This window comes from Cytophagales bacterium (assembly GCA_033344775.1).
GTDB lineage: Bacteria > Bacteroidota > Bacteroidia > Cytophagales > Cyclobacteriaceae > JAWPMT01.
The window spans coordinates 236297-255524 of sequence record JAWPMT010000007.1 but is presented as its reverse complement, the minus strand read 5'-3'; the positions used below and the strand labels follow the sequence as shown (position 1 = coordinate 255524).

The window sequence follows — 19228 nt, the reverse complement described above, 5'->3', positions numbered from 1 at the left end:
TCATGAGAACGATTTTACCTCAGATATTGATCCATATTGTAGTAGCGCTGGCGCTAACATTGCCAAGAGCAGCGGAGGCACAATTATCTCCTTTATTTCAAACGCCCTCGATGAACATGGATCTACCTGTATTCAACCCAGCTTTTACAGGTGATGCAGACAAATTCAGGTTTTATTCGATGGCCATCACCCAGAAGCCTGATGTAAACTCCTTGTTTGGCAATAACATCTATGTGCTAGGGTATGATTCGAAAACTGATCACAAAAAGTCTTCCGTCCAATTCACCTATGGGGTTTCGATGATTCATAATCAAATCTCACTGGATCTTGAAAACAGCCCTGATGTCTCAAATTCCGGACAAGCCGAAAGTTTTGGTGTCGGTTATGGCAATATTGAGGTGGCATTTGGTGGCCGAATACCTACCGGAGATATATTCAGGAAAGAAAAAAAGCTCAGAAGACCTGTAAGGCAGAAAGCTGGTTATCGAAAACGAAAAGAGTTCAAGGACATTCGTAAAATGCCTGTCGAAACACAGATTTTTCTGGCCCCAGTTGCTAAGTCTCAGGTGTGTAGTGACAAAACTTTAGAAGACTTTCTGGCCTTTGATTTTGTTGTGGAATTTAATTACCTCACCATCAGCAGTGAAAACGGAGCCATTTTTGGGAATCAGATCATGACTAACCCCATAGGGAGTAGCACCCCATTCTTCATTGATTTCAATGTTGCTGACCCTTCGTTAGATCCTCCTGCATTGGATAACATCGGAAAAATCGATTTGGGCGCAGGGGTCTTATGGCAACATGGATTTAAAAAGTATGGCTCATTAATGCGAGTTTCCTACGCCATTCGCCACCTTACCAGGTCTAATTTGACGCTAAATGAGGCTGCTCAAAGAAACCGATTGCTCAAAACATTTCATGCGAGCTACAAATCTTTCATTGGAAAACACATGGGCTTTCATGCAAGTATCATGAACCTCCAACAGGATACTGAATATCATCCTGTTCTATTTGGGGAGATCAACCAATGGCGAACAGATGTTTCCACTCCCATTTTCAGAAAATCATTCAAAAGAGAAAATGTGATTCGAAAAGGCAAGTATCATCGCTTGAGTGTAGAGCCGGGTTTATCGGCCTTTATTTTCGATAAAAAGGTCCGATCAATATCTGGTTTTGTCGGCATGCGATTTCGTAAAAGTCAAATCGATCCAAATGACCCTACCAACAATGAAACGGTCGCAAAGATCAACAATGAAAAAAAGGATACTGGCAATATCATCTATGCCTTTCTGAACTGGAATGTTTTCACTTCAGAAGACATTGCCTTCCGCGATACCTATGGTAATCTGACTTTTGGAGTCACCATTGAAGGATGGCTAAACAGGTGAACATCTCCCACGACCAGCATTCGAGCTTACGCTGACTAACTCGCTATTTTCCTGTATTTGAACTTACTATCACTACAACTAGTGATACCCTCCTCCACTAGCTCTAGTGAACCCTGAAGCCCCTTTTTACTACCATTAGTGAAATTTTCGGATTATTTAGAATGATTCTAAATTTTGTGATTGACCCCAAATAATTTTGGCCTCAGCTAAATCACACAAACGAACAAATGAAGATATATAAACTATTCACAGCCCTATTGATCCTCGTATTTTTATCGAGCTGTGGAGAAGATGAACCCAGCTTGAACTTAGAGATACCCGATGAATACACGTCGGCTGATTTTGACACCAATGTAACGACTGAAGCTACCGTATTGGCGGAGCTTTCTGCCATGACGGCTGCCGTCAATGCAGCAGAGGCCGGTGCACAAGGTGAAACAATTCCTGCGATCCCGTATCCCTCCAACTTGTCTTTCATCACTGAGCCTAACTACCGCACACTAGTCGAAGGTTGGTTGGTGGAACTGGTTGCTGCAGCTAATTCCACGACAGGATTTCAAAACCCAGGAACCGGCACTCCTGCAGCAGAAGAAGAAGGCGGCTTGCTAGGCACACGATTGCTGGATGAAAATGGGTTGGAGTTAGAACAAAATGTGCAAAAAGGCTCTTTCGGAGCGGCCCTTTACAATCATGCGCTGACCGTGATCGACGGTGACTTGAGCAATTCATCTGCTGTTGATAAACTGGTGCTGATTCACGGAACGAACCCAGCTTTTGATCCTTCCGCAACTACTGCAGCTGCTACTTATTCACGACGCAGGTCCAACCAGACCACACAAACAGGCTTTTTCTACGATATCAGAAATGCATTGATCATTGCGAAAGCAGCCATTGAGGGTGGAGATCTGTTCAACACACAGAGAGACCAGGCCCTTGAGGATTACCTGCTTGCCTGGGAAAAATCAAATTACGCCACAGTGATCTATTACTGCAATGCTACTAAAGTTCAATTGCAGGCCGCAGGCGATGATCCCGAAGCACTGGGGAATGCTATGCATGCATATGCAGAGGGTGTTGGGTTTGCTCATGGATTTCGAGGTGTCAGTAGAAAACTGATCACGGATGCGCAAATTGACGGTATTCTGGAACTACTGTTGGCTCCTGCCGGACAAACGCCAGAGAGTTACCGATTCCTGAATGATGCGACTTTGCTAGCCAATTTGGACCAGATCATAAGTGACATCCAGTCGATTTATGGGTTCACCGATGCAGAGATCAACACATTTTATGAAAATGATCCAACCTGATTCAGGTACTGATAATTAGATAATTAATTGGACTGAACCTTGTCGTTTTGTAGCGGCAAGGTTTTGTCGTGTTTCTGAAATAGAGATTTTGTGTGAAAAGGAGAAGATGAAAAGAATGAAAAATTACCTATTGTGTGGATTGATGCTCGCGATACTATTCATTGTTTCTTGTGGAGAAGACAATGGAACGCCCAACGAGCCTGGATTTGATCGTGGAGCATTATTAGAGAGTTTAGCGACTGAATTGATTGTTCCCAACTTCGAGGACTTGCAATCAAATCTCAATGATCTGTCCGCAGCGACCACTGCGTTTGTAGAAAGTACAACCGAACAAAACCTTCAGACCCTAAGAGATAATTGGGTACAAGCGGCTACTGCCCATCAGCATTGCTCGGCGTTTGGATTTGGTCCGGCCAACCTTCCTTTAGGAGCTTACGCCACAGTGTTGGGAGTATTCCCAGTCGATGAGGCTCAAGTGGAAGCCAATATTATCGACCCTGATTTCAACCTGGCGGCGGCTTTCGATCGAGATGTCCGAGGGTTCTATGCCGTTGAATACCTGATCTATGGCAATGGCCAAAGCGACGAGGAACTGGTCACCAATTTTGATCAGGCCCGCAAGGATTATTTGGTGTTGATCATGAGTGAATTGACCACTACGATTGATCAGATCGTTCAAGAATGGAGCAACTCGTATTTACAGGAATTCATCAGCGATGATGGTACGGCTGCCGGCAGCTCTATCTCGCTGCTATACAATGAATTTGTCAAAGACTATGAGAACATCAAGAATTTTAAAGTGGAGTTGCCAGCAGGGCTAACAGCTGGCCAGTCCGGGGCTGATCCAACGCTGGTAGAAGCATACTACAGTGGCATTTCCAGGGATTTGCTGCTTGCTCACTTCGAAAGTTCCAAAAACATCTGGATGGGACGCTCCAAATCCGGAGGATCAATCATTGGCTTTGATGACTATCTTGATGAAGTAGAGGGCGGAACAGACCTGGTAGCAACTACTCTAGACGCGCTCGGAAACATCGACCAGGCCTTAACCAATTTGCCATCCGGTCCGCTTTCTGCCTCCGTAGAAACCAATGAAATCCAAGAATTAAGGGACTTATTACAAGCCAACACAGCCAATTTCAAAAGCTCCATGAGTTCTCTGTTAGGTATCAGCATCACCTTTAATTCCGGTGACGGAGATTGATCCCCAAACCCATTGATTGAAGGAAAAACACCATATCAAAAGTTAGTTGATTATCTGGAGCGACCGGTCTCGATCGCTCCTTTGGTCACGTTCCGGATAGCCTTTGGTCTGGTCATGCTGTTCAGTACGATCAGGTACATGTGGATGGGCTGGGTAGACACCCAATTGGTAGAGCCTGCTTTACATTTCAGCTACTTCGGCTTTGATTGGGTAGCACCGCTTTCGCAGGCTGGAATATACTCAATCTTCTGCCTGATGTGCATTGCTGCCATAGGTCTTGCTATTGGCTGGCAGTACCGATTCTCTACAATCCTTTTCTTTCTATGTTTTACCTATGTCGAGCTCATTGACATCACCTTTTATCTCAATCATTATTACTTCGTCAGCATCGTCGCTTTCCTTTTGATTTGGGTACCAGCCCACCGAAACTATTCCATAGACACCTTTCTGAAACCACATTTGCGACGAACCAAGGTTCCAGCGTGGTGTGTAGGAATCTTCAAATTGCAGATTGCCATCGTTTATTGCTACGCTGGTTTGGCCAAGATCAATTATGACTGGTTATTTCGAGCACTCCCTTTAGCAATCTGGCTACCTGCCAAGTCAAGCATGCCTTTGATTGGATGGTTTTTCCAATTTAAACTCACAGCATTCGTTTTCAGCTGGGCCGGCATGTTATTCGATACGTTCATTATCGGAGGACTTCTTTGGAGAAAAACCCGCTTGATAGCTTATGCGGCAATCGTGATTTTCCATTTGTTGACCGGCCTTTTGTTTCAGATCGGTGTTTTTCCGGCAGTCATGATCATGGTGGTCACTGTTTTCTTTTCCGCCGAATGGCACGAACGGCTATTGCAAAAGATCAGCCAATGGATTCCATTTCTGGCAGGGAGCCAGAATCAAACACAGAAGGAACCAGAAACGTCAGCAAGGGTGAATCATAGTCATCGTTTAGGCCTTCTCTTGCTGGGTCTGTTCTTCACTTTTCAAATATTATTTCCCTGGCGGTATCTTCTTTACCCGGGTAATCTCTTTTGGACAGAAGAAGGCTATAGATTTGCATGGCGAGTCATGTTGATGGAAAAAGCAGGCACGGCTACCTTCTATGTAAAAGACAGTGAAACCGGACGGGAAGGGTCAGTAATTAATCAACAATTCCTTCATCCGCATCAGGAGAAACAGATGGCCATGCAACCAGACATGATCTTGCAATACGCGCAATTTTTAAAAGAACACTATGCCGAAAAAGGTGTTAATGACCCTCAAGTAAGAGCTGAAGTCTGGGTGACACTGAACGCCCGACCCGCTCAATTATTAATCGATCCTCACACTGACCTAACTCAAATCAAAGATGGTTGGTCTTCCAAAAACTGGATCCTTCCGTACCCAAATCAAAATTGATGTGATTCCCTTGCGCTACGTGTTTTCCATATTATTGATCGGCTGCATCTCATCTGCATGGTCTCAATCCTTCACACTAGAAGGAAAGGTATTGAACGATGTGACCAATGAACCCATTGCAGGCGCGATGGTACTGGTTCCCGACCAAAAGCTTCAGGTGGAAACAGATCAACGAGGCAACTATCAATTGGAGTTGCCAGCTGGACAGCATGTGATTCGCGCTTTTTATTTTGGTCTTGCCCCTGCCACTGAGAAAATCGATCTGAAACAGGACGGAAAACTGAATTTCTTCATGGAAGAGCTTGTTCAAAATCTCGAGGTTGTAGAGGTTACGGACAACAGTCGATCTACCATTGGCATCTCCCGTCTACAAGCTGTAGATGGCTTTGCCATTTATGAAGCCAAGAAAAACGAACTCATTGTACTGGATGATTTTGCTGCCAATAAAGTGGCCAACAATGCCAGACAGATCTTCGCCAAAGTACCCGGTCTCAACATTTGGGAAAGTGATTTTGCTGGTTTGCAACTGGACATTGCTGCACGTGGTTTAGGACCTAGTCGGACAGCCAATTTCAATACCCGGCAAAACGGCTATGACATGAGCGCCGATGCCTTAGGGTATCCCGAAAGCTATTATCTGCCCGCCCTGCAAGCCGTGGAACGCATAGAAGTGGTGCGCGGCGCAGCGTCTTTACAATACGGTACTCAGTTTGGAGGGATGTTGAATTTCAAAATCAAAGAAGCGCCAGAAAAACCGGTGGAAGTCAACCTGGAACAAGCCGTTGGATCATTTGGTTTACTGAATTCGTTTGCAAGTGTAGGCGGACGAAACGATAAAATCGATTACTACGGCTACTTCCAATATCGACAAGGTGATGGTTGGCGAAACAATTCGTCCTTCGATGCACAATTAGGTTTTACACGATTAGGTTATCAGCCAACCGAACGTTTGAAACTGGGTTTCGAATACTCTTACCTCAACTATCAGGCGCAACAACCCGGTGGGCTGACGGACCTGGATTTTCAGCAAGGCAACCTGAGTGCTTCGAGAAGAAGTCGCAACTGGTTCCAGGTATCATGGAATCTATTGGCTGGCACTATTGACTTACAATTCACCCCGAAAACCAAACTGAACATCCGAAACTTCGGACTCATCTCCCGCAGGGATGCACTGGGGAATTTGGAGCAGATTTCACGATTGGACGACCCTAACAGCAACCGCACTTTGATCAGCGATCAGTTTCGCAACTTTGGGACTGAAACCCGATTGATACAATACTTTGATTTTGCAGGCTTACAATCTGCCGTTGTGGTGGGAGGCCGCTACTACAAAGGCTTGACCGACCGACGCCAGGGAGATGCCAGTGCTGCCGCAGATGCTGATTTCAGTTTTCTAAACCCTGAAGACCTGGAGGCATTCGATTATGACTTCCCCAGTCAGAATTATGCGGCATTCGCTGAAAATGTCCTGAACCTTTCTGAAAAATTCAGTGTAACCCCAGGGATCAGGTTTGAGCACATCCGAACAGATTCTGAAGGAACCTGGAAACAAATTGTGAGGGATTTTGCCGGAAATATTGAAGCTCAAAACACCTTCACCGAAGATCGCTCCGTCAATCGATCATTCATGCTATTTGGACTTGGGTCCAGCTATTACCTAAAAGATGATTTAAACCTTTACGCTAACATCTCTGAAAATTTCCGGTCTGTCACTTTCAGTGATCTGCGGCTTAACAATCCGAATTTTCTGCTAGATAGTATGATCACAGATGAAAATGGCTTTAATGCCGATCTGGGTATTCGTGGGTCAATTCTGGATTGGCTCAACGTAGACATCAGCTTATTTTTCCTGAAGTACAATGATCGAATTGGTGTCCTCCTACCACCTGCCAGCACCCTCCTTTTCAGAACCAATGTAGGAGACTCCAGACATATCGGATTAGAAGCATATCTCGAGGCAGACGTATTGAAGTTGCTGCGACGGTCAAATGAAGATACACGACTATCGGTTTTCGGTAACCTGTCCCTGATCGATGCGACCTACATCCGTTCCATGGATGCGGCGATTGAAGGCAGCAACGTTGAATATGTGCCCAGTGTGATGTTTCGAGGTGGCTTGAATTACTCCTGGAAAAACCTGAAAGCTTCCTATCAATTTTCCTATTTGGGAGAGCAATTCTCCGATGCGACCAATTCCGTCCGAAATCCTAGCGCCCTTACCGGCCTGATCCCTTCCTATCATGTGATGGATGTATCTCTGGAATATCGAATGGATCGCTATAAAATGACCGGTGGCATCAATAACCTGACAGACGAGAAGTATTTTACCCGTCGGGCAGAAAGCTATCCCGGTCCAGGCATTATTCCGGCTACTCCCCGAAGCTTTTATTTGTCCTTCGGCGTGCAATTTTAGAGGTTTAACGACTGGGTATTTTACCATCTTTCGACTTCTGGCACGACTTTCGCCACTCATGAAGAAATCCTTATACCATGAGCCAAAATCAAATATCAAACCTGGAAATCTCTCTGAAAGGGTTACTCTTGATCGCCATTATTTTCATTGGTTGTAAGGATGATGAACCGAACCTGGATTGCGCCAGTGGAACGTTGTTCAATGAGACCGGTTTTGATGGCTGTGGTTGGGTCATACAACTCGATGATGACACCACATTGGAGCCTATCAATCTGGATGATTTTGAGATCGAATTGACAGAAGGTCTCCCTGTTTGCGTGGAATATATTGAAGTAGATAATCTATTCAGTATTTGCATGGTAGGACGCATCGTCGAAATAACTTCGATCATCGAAAGGACTTAATCCAAAACAGAAACACTACCTTCGCCAAAAAACTTTTGGCCAAGCAAAAAACCGTCTTTTATTGTCAGAATTGTGGTGCTGAGTCACCCAAATGGGTAGGAAAATGTCCGGCATGTGGAGAATGGAATACTTATCTGGAAGAAGTTGTTTCTCCTTCATCGGCTGTGCCTGCATGGGCCACTTCGAAAGGAAAATCAGGTAACGCGCCCACCTTACTCAATGAAATCACGGCAGAAAAACACAAACGCGAAAGCAGTGGTGATGAAGAACTGGATCGCGTACTTGGAGGCGGTATCGTACCCGGTTCCCTGATCCTGATCGGCGGAGAACCCGGCATTGGTAAAAGTACCCTACTACTGCAGCTGGCCATTCGACTCAAAGAGCAAAAAGTTTTATACGTTTCTGGTGAAGAAAGCCCACAACAGATCAAATTACGGGCAGATCGGCTAGGCATCGTGGCTACCAGTTGCTATTTGCTTTCAGAAACCTCACTGGATGACATTTTCAATCATGTAGCAGAGTTGGGCCCAAACCTCCTGGTTATTGATTCTATTCAAACCCTGCATACTTCGAAGCTGGAGGCTGCTCCAGGATCAATTACGCAGGTAAGGGAATGTACTGGGCAACTCATGCAATATGCGAAACAAAATAATGTGCCAGTCTTTCTGATCGGCCACATCAACAAAGAAGGTAACATTGCAGGTCCAAAAGTACTGGAACACATGGTCGATACGGTCTTGCAGTTTGAAGGCGACCGCAACATGACCTATCGTATTTTGCGGACCATCAAAAACCGTTTTGGCTCTACCTCAGAACTGGGTATTTACAAAATGCAGGGTGATGGCCTGGAAGAGGTTAAAAACCCTTCCGAAATGCTGCTGTCTGAACAATCAGAAGGCACTTCAGGTGTCGCCATAGGCGCTTCCATGGAAGGTAATCGACCTTTATTAATTGAAGTGCAGGCCCTTGTGAGTCCCGCGACCTTTGGCACTCCGCAACGCAGTGCAACCGGATTTGATATCAAACGTCTGCACATGTTGCTCGCTGTGTTGGAAAAACGCATGGGCATTCGATTGAGTACGCAGGATGTCTTCCTCAATATTACCGGGGGCATCAAAGTCAATGATACCTCACTGGACCTGGCGGTCTGTGCCGCTGTATATTCCTCGTTTCATGACCTGGAAATGCTTGAGAATACCTGCGTCATCGGTGAAGTAGGCCTTGGAGGAGAATTGAGAAGAGTAAATCGACTGGAAAATCGAGTGGCAGAGGCACAGAAACTCGGATTTGAGAACGCAATTATTCCTTCAGGTCCAGAAAAATTGAAGGTTGGTTCATTAAAGATCAAAGAGGGAAAATTGGTAAAGGAAGCTTTCGGCTTTTTGTTCAAATAGATCAATCATCTTCTCCACCCGGACCTTTTGCCCCTTTCTTCGCCTTACGGAATGCTGGCTTAGGGCTTCGGGTATCCTTCAGTTTTCTACGCTTTTGTTTCTTGATCACTGAATAGATGGTGTCCTTACCTTTTACTTTCACTTCTTCTCCAAGGAAGAAACCATAAGTAGAACCTTTGGCTTTGGTCTTATCTTTTTTCTGCTTCAATGGGGGAGGTTGCTGAATTCTGCCAGGCTTATTATCCTGTACCTTTTGTTGTTTCTTATCAAAAATCAAATTGATGCCAAATCGGAAATCCAGTGCCGACATATCAGGCACATTGTATCCCAGTACATTATCAGAGGCCATATAAATCTGAACCGGGCCTACTTTTGATGCCAGGGCCAATCCGCCATTGAAAAACTGCTGATCCAACTTGATCACATTGGCCGATACCGTCAGCCAAGGTCCGAGCGTATATCTTGCTCCAACACTGAATGAAAATCTTGGATCTCCCTGGATGATTCGGGTAGAAACGGTAGAGATCACATCAAAAGGCCGGAACCCTTTGTAAACCACACTACCGAAAACTCGGGTAGGCAACATGGTTCCGTAGGTCTCATTGTTGTTATCGTATTCTGCGAAACGATTGACAAAGGTCTCAACAGAATCCTGCCACGAGTCTTCTGCTCCATAAAGTTGTGCTCCCGTAAACACCACAGAGGTATCGGGAATGGAGTATTGCTTGGTATTTTCTTTCCAGTTGATGAAGCCAAGGTCGTTGACGCCCAGTGCGATGGTATACCAACGATTATAATCGTATTCAAAACCCAGGTCCAAGGCGGCACCCGTATTTCCATTAGACACCAAATGTGTTCCGATATCTCCCTCATCTCCAGTAGCTATTTCAACACCGGCAGTCCTGATTCGTCCATTAGAAACATCAATATCCCACTGATGATTTTCGTTTTGCGTCAGGAAGGTAGCACTTAGGGCTCCTGGTGTACCCGCATTAAAAAAGCCTTGCAAGTATTTCGCTCTAAAACCTATTTTTAAACCGTACTGAGGCAGCGCATAAGCATACCCAAGACCAAATTCACGGTAGTGCATGAAGTTTAAGGAAGAATTCCCAATGTTGATCTGTCGCTCTAAGAAGGCAGTATTACCCTCCCACAGGAAACGAGCCAATCGGGTAGGGAACAATATGTCTGCTTCCACCCTTTCATTCGCAAATAAGCTTACCACGCCATTATTGGGTAACCGAAAACCCAGATGAAAAAGATTCAGGTTTACATGGGCATGAAAGCCATTTCTTGCAGATAAGTTGGAAACTGCTTTTGAGATATCTAAAAGGGTACTATCGCTGCCTTTGGTGAAAATTTCATTATAACTCAGTTTGCTATTCAAATGCAGATTAATCCCTGATAGTACCGGCAGGCCAACAAATACACGACCATAATCTGGCATGTGTGCCGCGTTGAACTGCGTATTTTGAAATGTTGCATTGCGCAGGTGGTACATGGAAAGACCATGCTGTCCCGATGCAGTAAAACCCATCAAAATCAGGGCCAGATATATAAATTTTATGCGCCTCACCCTATAGATCGACGTTTAATTTGACTACCAACGACACTTTCATTTCCAGCATGTACTGTGCCAAAAGGTCGACAAAAATTTCTTGAGAATTTAGTGTTTCGGGTGTATTTAGCGTTAAGATAATTGTGAGGATTTCACTGTCCTGAAAGGCGGTCAACGCTTCTTTGTTGAGGGATAAATTGGCAACATTATTTTCGCCTTCAACCACCCTGTTATCTCTATTGATGAATGGACTTGCTAGTACCAATGTACTGTCTACTGTCGCCAATACCGTACTATCTGCCGCTTTAAATTGTATGCCTAGCGATGCATTTAAGGGCAATTGATTATTCGTCACAAATCGGATGGCTGCCGAATCTACATCATTCAAATTAATATCTGTATTCAGGCTAAAGTCCACTTCTCGGCGTACATTATTGAACTGGACAGAAAGCGGGAGACGCATTTCAATCTCAGCATCTAGTGCAGATTGATTGGTGACAAAGTTCTGCGCAAATGTGCTACCGGGGTTCGTCGTGGCAGAAATATTAAAATTGAGCTGATCCGGTGATGCCGCCAGCAATTCTGCCAGATTTGAATTTTGGGAATCAACAGAAAACTCATCTGAAATGGTCTGACCAACCTGAGTCCGATCGGGCGACGCAATTACTTGTGACGACTCGGTCACTGCACCAGACAGGAAAGTTGTGTCGGGAGTAGCTCCTGAGTTATTAATGCCTGCAATACCTCCAAGGTTTAATCCGATAGGCACGCCAAAAGAATTATCGAATCTCATGATCATTTGAGGGTTTTCGAAAACCACACCGGTTCCAAATTCTTCGAAAAAAGAAACGTCTATGGATTGATTCCCTATTTGAAGGTTGTCATTTCCGAAGAAACCGTAGACTTCCCGAATGGTCTGATCTCTATAAGTCAGATTGAAGCTAAGGATATCCGTACTTGAAATAGCATCTCCAGGCTGTAAATTGATGGTACCCGTAAATCTCACCTGAAAGGTGTTCTGGTCACCGTCCAATGTCAAGAATGTAGAGTGATTGGCCAGGTCCTGAGAACCATCGAAATTTGAATTCGATCCTACATTTCCCGAAAACGCTACATTATTTCCGGAAGCATCTATCGTATTGAAAATATCAAACTGGAAATCCAATGGTGAATCCAGGGATGAATTGATTCGCAGCGAAAGTGTGCCTGATTCATAAACAACAGAATCGGTCGGCTCACCATTCTGTGGTTGATAGCTGAAAGTAAATGTTTCGTCAACTGGAATTTGGGTAGCCACAGGAGAAGCCGGAGTTTCGGACAATTCCACAATGGTCCCGTTTGTAATATCATCAATTACGACCAAATCATCGACATTGTCGTATGAGAGGCTATCAACGAAGACCAGTACGAATATGGAGTCTTCTCCTATTTGGAGGTTTTGGGACGAATCGATGAGGTCCTCAAAGAGTCTCCTAAAGGTTTCATTGAATTCCCCAACTGGGATACCTATCGTGCCTTGATAATTTTCAATAGCAAGATTATCAGTTTCCAGCTGATTGATATTACAGCTAGCACCTACCAGGGCGAAAAACGCTATGAACACAAATTTTTTCATTCCAGACCTGCTAAACCAAAAGGAGTCAATCGCCTTCCTGTATACCTTGAAGACCGCCAGTGTGCAAAACCAGCAATCGGGTTCCGGGCGCAATTTGGTTATTTTTTACATTCTCCCAAACGCCGAAAAACATCTTTCCAGTATATACAGGGTCCAATAAAAAACCGAACTCCTGCATAAAAGTATGCATAAAACCCTTTAAATCCTGATTAATTTTCCCGTATCCTCCGAAATGGTAGTCCGTAAAAAGTTTGTAATTGCGGTGAGTCAAGTAATTCATTTCACAAAGTTTCTCGATCTCATCGTGAATGAACACACCTTTTAAGGCCGAAAATCCCCAGACCATTCCCTTTCCCTTAAGGCCTTTGAGCAAACCGGCCAGCGTACCTCCGGTGCCTACAGGCGTCACAAGTATGTCGAATGCTACATCGATTTCATCGATCAGCTCAGCCACTCCTTCCACAGCCAAAGCATTCGTACCCCCCTCGGGCAATAGATAATCTTCGGGTTGCAGCCCCTGATATGCCATCTTTAATTGTCTGAATTGCTCCCTGGAAACAAATTCAAAGGACATTCCTTTTTCAGCTGCTGTTCTTAAAGTCTGGTTACTTGCTGAGTTGAGTTCCTCACCCCGAATGATCGCTTTACTTTCAAAATCAAACAGTTCGGCCGCGGCGGCGGTTGCTGCGACATGATTTGAATATGCGCCTCCAAAGGTCACCAGCCGCTTTTTTCCGAGCTTCCGGGCCGCTTCCAGGTTGTATTTCAGCTTCCGCCATTTATTTCCCATGATCTCCGGATGGATCAAATCCTCGCGCTTTACAAACACCTCAATATGCTTATTTTCAAAGTCCGGATGATGTAATTGAACAATTGGACTGGGAACAACAGGTTTCATTACTTCAAGATTATTCAATTTTGCAGTATGGAGGACGAAAATCAACCACAAGAACTTTACGAAAGGCATCAAATCGAGGTAGACCCTAAGCAACAGCCCATGAGGATCGATAAATTTTTATTCGATCGATTGGCGAATGTGACGCGTTCCAAGATTCAGGACGGCATTCGGGATGGGTATGTGAAAGTAGGGGAAGTGATCATCAAACCTAACTACAAAGTGAAGCCCGGCGACGTGATCACGGTTTATTTGCCAGAACCTCCCAGAGACGAAGAACTGGTTCCTGAAAATATTCCCATCAACATCGTATATGAGGACGATGATATCCTGATTGTAAATAAAGAAGCGGGAATGGTCGTTCATCCGGCTTATCAAAACTGGTCAGGAACACTCGTCAATGCAATTGCCTACCATTTCCAAAACTTGCCTACACTACCTGGCAATGACGGCAGACCTGGTCTTGTCCATCGCATTGATAAGTATACTTCTGGTTTGCTGGTGATCGCCAAGACAGAACTGGCCATGTCTAAACTGGCCAAACAATTTTATGACCATAGCATTGAACGGACCTACTATGCGCTCATTTGGGGGATCCCCGATGAGGATAAAGGCACGATCAATGTGAATTTAGGTAGAAGCCTGGCAGACAGAAGGATTACCGTAGCGTTTCCTGAAGGCCAGGGTCGCACTGCGATCTCACACTATGAGGTGATCGAGAAATTTCACTACGTCAGTCTGGTCAAGTGTAACCTGGAAACAGGAAGGACCCATCAGATCCGGGCCCACTTCAAGTACATCGGCCATCCCTTATTTGCGGATGCACTCTATGGCGGGGATCAAATCCTTAGAGGTACAGTCTTCACTAAGTACAAGCAGTTTGTACAGAATTGCTTCAAGATCATGCGCCGGCAGGCACTACACGCCAAAAGTCTTGGATTCATACACCCCAGAACCAATGAGTATGTGGAGTTCGATTCCGAGATCCCGGAAGATTTTCAGCAGGTACTGGAAAAATGGCGTCACTACACTCAGTATCATCCTGATGAGCATGAAGAGGATTGATAAGCACCCTTCCTGTCTGCCGGCAAGCAGGTGAGAGCCTCAGGGTGCTTCAATAATTTCAACTAAACACTTAAAATACTATCCAGATACAGGCGATCATTGGAGAGTCTGGGAACTTTGTTTTGACCGCCTAACTTTCCGCGTTTTTTCATCCAACTGTGGAATGTACCTTTTTCCACTGCGTGAATGACCGGTGGATGAAGCGCCATACCTTTGTGTCGTTTGGCATCGTAATCTGAATTGATTTCCCTCAGGGTTTCATCGAGGATTTGAGTAAATCGGGTAAGATCATCTGGTTCCTGTTCAAACTCGATCACCCATTCATGGCCACCACTCTTTCCAACCTCCAAATATTTCGGTCCGGCTGTAAAGTTCTCTATAGTAGCATTGGTTTTTAGGCAAGCCTGTGCAATGGCCTGTTCCGCATTTTCAATAATCAACTCTTCTCCAAATGCATTGATAAAATGCTTCGTTCGTCCCGAGATCTTGAACCGGTGTGGATCTAAGGAAGTGAATTTGATCGTGTCCCCAATTTTATAGCGCCAAAGCCCGCCATTGGTGGTGATCAATACCGCATAATTTTTTCCAACCTCTACCTCTCCAAGAGGAATAGCCTCTTCTTTTTCATTCCCCAGTTGATCCATGGGAATAAATTCATAGAAAATTCCATAATCAAGCATTAGCAACATTTCCTTGGAATCCTTCTGATCCTGAATGCCAAAGAAGCCCTCGGAAGCGTTGTAGGTCTCCATGTATCGCATGCCTGGATTAGGGATCAGCTTCTTAAAAAGCTTGTCGTAAGGCGTGAATGACACGGCACCATGGAAGAAAATTTCCAGATTCGGCCAAACTTCCGTGATATCAGCCACTTTCCGTTTTTCGAGAATTTTTTCCAGCAGCACGACGGTCCAGGTGGGCACGCCCGAAATGGAAGTGACATTCTCCTCGGAAGTTTGGGCAGCCATTTTGTCGATCTTCGATTCCCATTCATCCATGAGGGCAATGTCCATGCTAGGTGTTCGGACATATTGAGCCCAGAGCGGTAGGTTCTTCAGAATAACCGCCGACACATCACCGTATCTCGATTTGCCATTTTGGTCCATCTGATTGATTTGCTGGCTGCCTCCGATCACCAGGCTCTTGCCTGTAAACATGCGACTATCCGGGTAATTGTTCACATAGATGGAGAGCATGTCTTTCCCTCCTTTCATGTGACAATCTTCGAGGGCCTCATCCGTCACCGGTATGAATTTGCTACGATCATTCGTGGTGCCACTGCTCTTCGCAAACCACTTGACCTCCGTTGGCCAGAGTACGTTTTGCTCCCCCTTCATGCATCTTTCGATGTATGGTGAAAGGTCTTCGTAAGCAACAATTGGGATCTGCTTCTTGAACTGCTCGTAATTATCGATGGATTTGAACCGATACTTGCGTCCATATTCTGTTTGATTGGCCGCTTTGATCAGGCCTTCACGCAATTCCTCTTGCACATCGTGCGGATATTTCATGAAAAGCTCGATCTGATGGATCCGCTTTCTCATGACCCACGTCAATATGGAGTTGAGCAGTTCCAAGACTTAAATTTTTCTTTTCAATTCGAAGTGCTTGCCCAGGTAAACCCGACGCACTTGCTCGTCTTCTGCTAATTCTTCAGCAGTTCCGGCCTTCAGCAGTTTACCCTCAAACATCAAATAAGCGCGATCGGTAATAGACAGGGTTTCGTTCACGTTGTGGTCCGTGATCAGGATGCCAATATTTTTGTTTTTGAGCTTGGCTACAATTGATTGAATTTCCTCTACAGCAATGGGATCCACGCCAGCAAACGGCTCATCCAGCAAAACAAACTTAGGATCCACCGCGAGGGCTCGTGCGATCTCTGTGCGGCGCCGCTCCCCACCGGATAGCACCATCCCCAGATTCTTGCGCACATGGGTCAAACTGAATTCTTCCAATAGTTCCTCGGCTTTGGCTTTTTGTTCTGCCTTGGAGAGCTTGGTCATTTCAAGCACGGAAAGAATGTTGTCTTCCACGGATAATTTCCTGAAAACTGATGCTTCCTGCGCGAGGTATCCGATGCCTTTTTTGGCTCGCTGATACATCGGTAAAGGCGTGATGTCCTCATCATCCAGATAGATATGACCATCATTAGGCTTGATCAACCCCACGATCATGTAAAATGAAGTGGTTTTTCCAGCTCCGTTAGGGCCCAGCAGCCCTACAATCTCGCCTTGCTCCACCTCCACGGAGATCTGATTGACCACCGTTCTTTTCTTGTATTTCTTGACTAAGCTCTTTGCCTGTAATTTCATCCTCGTATTCGAATTCGCTCTTCGGGAAGCAAGGCTTCCTGGAGCACTTCTTCAACCAATTCGCAAGTTATCACTCAATTTTTATATCCTTAATGATCAATTGCAGGCTTTTATTGCCACGATATTCATTTTCATCCAAATGAAAAGCAATACTGAAGGGTTGGCCCTGACTGATTGGCTCCAAAAAATGCCCCATACCAAACGCGATGGCTTCAAAAGGTTGAGATCCATTTTTGACGAGAGTCATCTTCAAATGCTCGTCTTTGATCAGTCTGGGCGGATATTTTGTCTTAACGTTTTTGGAGATCAAAACCGGATTGGCATTACCCGGTCCAAAAGGTGCCATTTGCCTAAGGATGTTGTAGGACTTGTAATTGACAAAGTCAAAATTCACTTCCAGATCCACTTCTAGTTTGCACAGCAACTGCTCTTCGGTGATAGTACTTGCCACCACTTCTTCGAATCGATGTTTGAACAACGGCACATTTTCTACGGGCATGGATAATCCGGCAGCATGGTGATGCCCTCCAAATTGATCCAGCAGGTCACTGCATTCTGAGATAGCCGCATGAATGTCGAAACCTTCCACTGATCGCGCAGAACCGGTTGCATGACCTTTCGATTCCGTAAGAATGATGGTAGGGCGGTAATAGTTTTCGATGCATCTGGAAGCGACAATACCAACGATCCCCTTGTGCCAATCCTCTCGATAAAGTACGGTAGATTTTTTGTCCGGCCCAGCTGCTTCTTCTTCAATCATTTCAAGTGCCTGCTCCGTTGTGGATCGGTCATGTTCTTTCCGCGCACTATTGATCTCATTGAGCTGCTTCGAAAAATCCGCCAATTGGTCCTGGTCTTCCCCAATCAATAAACGCACCGACTCCCGTGCATGTGAAAGGCGACCCGCAGCATTGATCCTGGGTCCGAGATAGAAAACCAGGTCTGAGATCTTCAATCTGGTTTTTAAGCCACTCACCTGAATAAGTGCTGCAATGCCTGCAGAAGGTACTGAATTGATTTTCTTCAACCCATAAAAAGCGAGTACTCGATTTTCACCGGTGATGGGCACAATATCACTGGCAATACTGATCGCCACCAGGTCCAGAAAATTGAACAGCTGCTTGAGGTCGATCGTGTTCTGTTGACAGAACCCTTGCAGCAATTTGAACCCAACTCCACAACCCGAGAGCTCTTTGTATGGATAATTGCAACCTTCTCGCTTTGGGTCCAAAATCGCCGTAGCGACAGGTAACTGTTCTCCAGGTAAATGGTGATCGCATATGATCAGATCAATACCTAGTTGAGAGCAGAGTGCAGCATTGGCATTTGCTTTAATCCCACAGTCCAGAGTGATGATCAGGTCAAAGGCCTGATCCGCTGCCCAGCGTACTCCTTTTTCAGATAATCCGTATCCCTCTTCATATCGATCCGGGATGTAATAGGCAATCTGTCCAGGATCGCAAAATGCTTTGAGAAAACCATAGACCAGTGCTACCGAAGTAGTGCCATCCACATCATAATCTCCGTAGACTAATATTTTTTCTTTTTGAAAGACCGCATTACAAATACGGTTCACGGCCTTGTCCATGTCTAACATGAGAAAAGGGTCGTGCAAATGATCCAGAGACGGCCTGAAAAAGTCTTTCGCCAATTCAAAGGTGTCGATACCTCTTTGCAAGAGCAGCGAACTGAGGTCAGGATTAATGTTGAGTGCCTTTGACAGTTGTTGGGCCGAAGCAGGATCCGTTGTTTTGTGAATCACCCACTTTTTTTCCATCGGCAAATCTTAACCAATTTGTGGTTACCGGAATAGAAAAAATTAAAAAACTTTAAAAATCAGATCAATTCGTCCATGTCCCTTTCGATGACATAGTGATAATCGAACCAAAAAGAATAGTCGTCATAACTCACCATATCATTGACTACTGGCATCATTTCCACCAATGTCAGAGGACTCAGTTGTGTTGATGTCCAATTGCTGAACAAGGAGGCTTGCTGCTTCGGAAGATCCGATATCCGGACAAATTTCTGACCTTCAAAAAATCGAGGTTGAACCTTTTCTTTCATAGTTGATAACAAAAATAGTATGCATGCATACGATATTCACATAAATAAGATCAACTTATTGTCAAGAAAATAGGGTCAAACCCCCAAAACCATCATATTCTGTTAATGAAAATGGCCAAAATGTTGTCTTCCTCATCTAAACAGAAATACTTCAGGTATGAAATTCACCTTTTAAGAAAGGCTAATTGGTACGACCAAATCGATAAAA

15 protein-coding genes are annotated in these 19228 nt (G+C 44.9%); 8 read left to right on the top strand and 7 right to left on the bottom strand.

All coding sequences use genetic code 11. The features are described from left to right. The first annotated feature begins 2 nt into the window (after positions 1-2). The 7 genes from R8G66_33130 to radA all read left to right on the top strand — a co-directional run bounded on the left by R8G66_33130 (position 3) and on the right by radA (position 9511). A complete protein-coding gene (locus R8G66_33130) occupies positions 3-1388 on the top strand; it encodes a hypothetical protein (protein ID MDW3197269.1) in 1386 nt (461 codons plus the stop codon). 227 nt (positions 1389-1615) lie between these two features. Then, the gene (locus tag R8G66_33125; protein MDW3197268.1) at positions 1616-2695 is read left to right on the top strand and encodes a hypothetical protein; all 1080 of its coding nucleotides are present in this window, start codon (positions 1616-1618) and stop codon (positions 2693-2695) included. A gap of 106 nt (positions 2696-2801) precedes the next feature. After that, positions 2802-3899, top strand: a complete 1098-nt coding sequence (locus R8G66_33120; protein ID MDW3197267.1) for an imelysin family protein — start codon at positions 2802-2804, stop codon at positions 3897-3899. A 12-nt stretch (positions 3900-3911) separates the two neighbouring features. Continuing rightward, positions 3912-5300, top strand: a complete 1389-nt coding sequence (locus tag R8G66_33115; GenBank protein ID MDW3197266.1) for an HTTM domain-containing protein — start codon at positions 3912-3914, stop codon at positions 5298-5300. Further along, entirely contained in the window at positions 5251-7713 is a 2463-nt protein-coding gene (locus tag R8G66_33110; protein ID MDW3197265.1) for a TonB-dependent receptor, read from the top strand. The genes R8G66_33115 and R8G66_33110 overlap by 50 nt, the downstream gene beginning before the upstream one ends. A 77-nt stretch (positions 7714-7790) precedes the next feature. Then, positions 7791-8117: a hypothetical protein gene (locus tag R8G66_33105; protein ID MDW3197264.1), complete on the top strand. Its 327-nt coding sequence runs from the start codon at positions 7791-7793 to the stop codon at positions 8115-8117. Positions 8118-8152: 35 nt separating this feature from the next. After that, positions 8153-9511, top strand: a complete 1359-nt coding sequence (radA, locus tag R8G66_33100; GenBank protein MDW3197263.1) for a DNA repair protein RadA — start codon at positions 8153-8155, stop codon at positions 9509-9511. A gap of 1 nt (position 9512) precedes the next feature. Here the strand turns inward: radA and R8G66_33095 are convergent, their stop codons facing one another. Genes R8G66_33095 through R8G66_33085 form a run of 3 tightly spaced genes read right to left on the bottom strand, consistent with a single transcriptional unit; the run spans position 9513 to position 13582 of the window. Next, positions 9513-11087 (bottom strand): DUF5723 family protein, encoded by a 1575-nt coding sequence (locus R8G66_33095; protein ID MDW3197262.1) that lies wholly within the window; start codon positions 11085-11087, stop codon positions 9513-9515. Position 11088: 1 nt separating this feature from the next. Further along, on the bottom strand, positions 11089-12684 hold the full coding sequence (locus R8G66_33090) for a hypothetical protein (protein MDW3197261.1): 1596 nt from the start codon (positions 12682-12684) through the stop codon (positions 11089-11091). 25 nt (positions 12685-12709) lie between these two features. Next, the gene (locus R8G66_33085; protein MDW3197260.1) at positions 12710-13582 is read right to left on the bottom strand and encodes a pyridoxal-phosphate dependent enzyme; all 873 of its coding nucleotides are present in this window, start codon (positions 13580-13582) and stop codon (positions 12710-12712) included. A gap of 27 nt (positions 13583-13609) precedes the next feature. Between R8G66_33085 and R8G66_33080 the strand changes: the two genes are divergently transcribed. After that, positions 13610-14644, top strand: coding sequence for an RluA family pseudouridine synthase (locus R8G66_33080; protein MDW3197259.1), 1035 nt, complete (start codon positions 13610-13612; stop codon positions 14642-14644). A gap of 62 nt (positions 14645-14706) precedes the next feature. Here R8G66_33080 and R8G66_33075 read toward each other — a convergent pair whose 3' ends face one another. The 4 genes from R8G66_33075 to R8G66_33060 all read right to left on the bottom strand — a co-directional run bounded on the left by R8G66_33075 (position 14707) and on the right by R8G66_33060 (position 19020). Further along, positions 14707-16185: a GH3 auxin-responsive promoter family protein gene (locus R8G66_33075; GenBank protein ID MDW3197258.1), complete on the bottom strand. Its 1479-nt coding sequence runs from the start codon at positions 16183-16185 to the stop codon at positions 14707-14709. Between the two features lie 36 nt (positions 16186-16221). Next, complete coding sequence (lptB, locus tag R8G66_33070; protein ID MDW3197257.1) at positions 16222-16953, bottom strand: LPS export ABC transporter ATP-binding protein; 732 nt, start codon at positions 16951-16953, stop codon at positions 16222-16224. Between the two features lie 70 nt (positions 16954-17023). Then, positions 17024-18730 (bottom strand): single-stranded-DNA-specific exonuclease RecJ, encoded by a 1707-nt coding sequence (gene recJ / locus R8G66_33065; protein MDW3197256.1) that lies wholly within the window; start codon positions 18728-18730, stop codon positions 17024-17026. Positions 18731-18789: 59 nt separating this feature from the next. Continuing rightward, entirely contained in the window at positions 18790-19020 is a 231-nt protein-coding gene (locus R8G66_33060; protein ID MDW3197255.1) for a hypothetical protein, read from the bottom strand. Between the last annotated feature and the right edge of the window lie 208 nt (positions 19021-19228).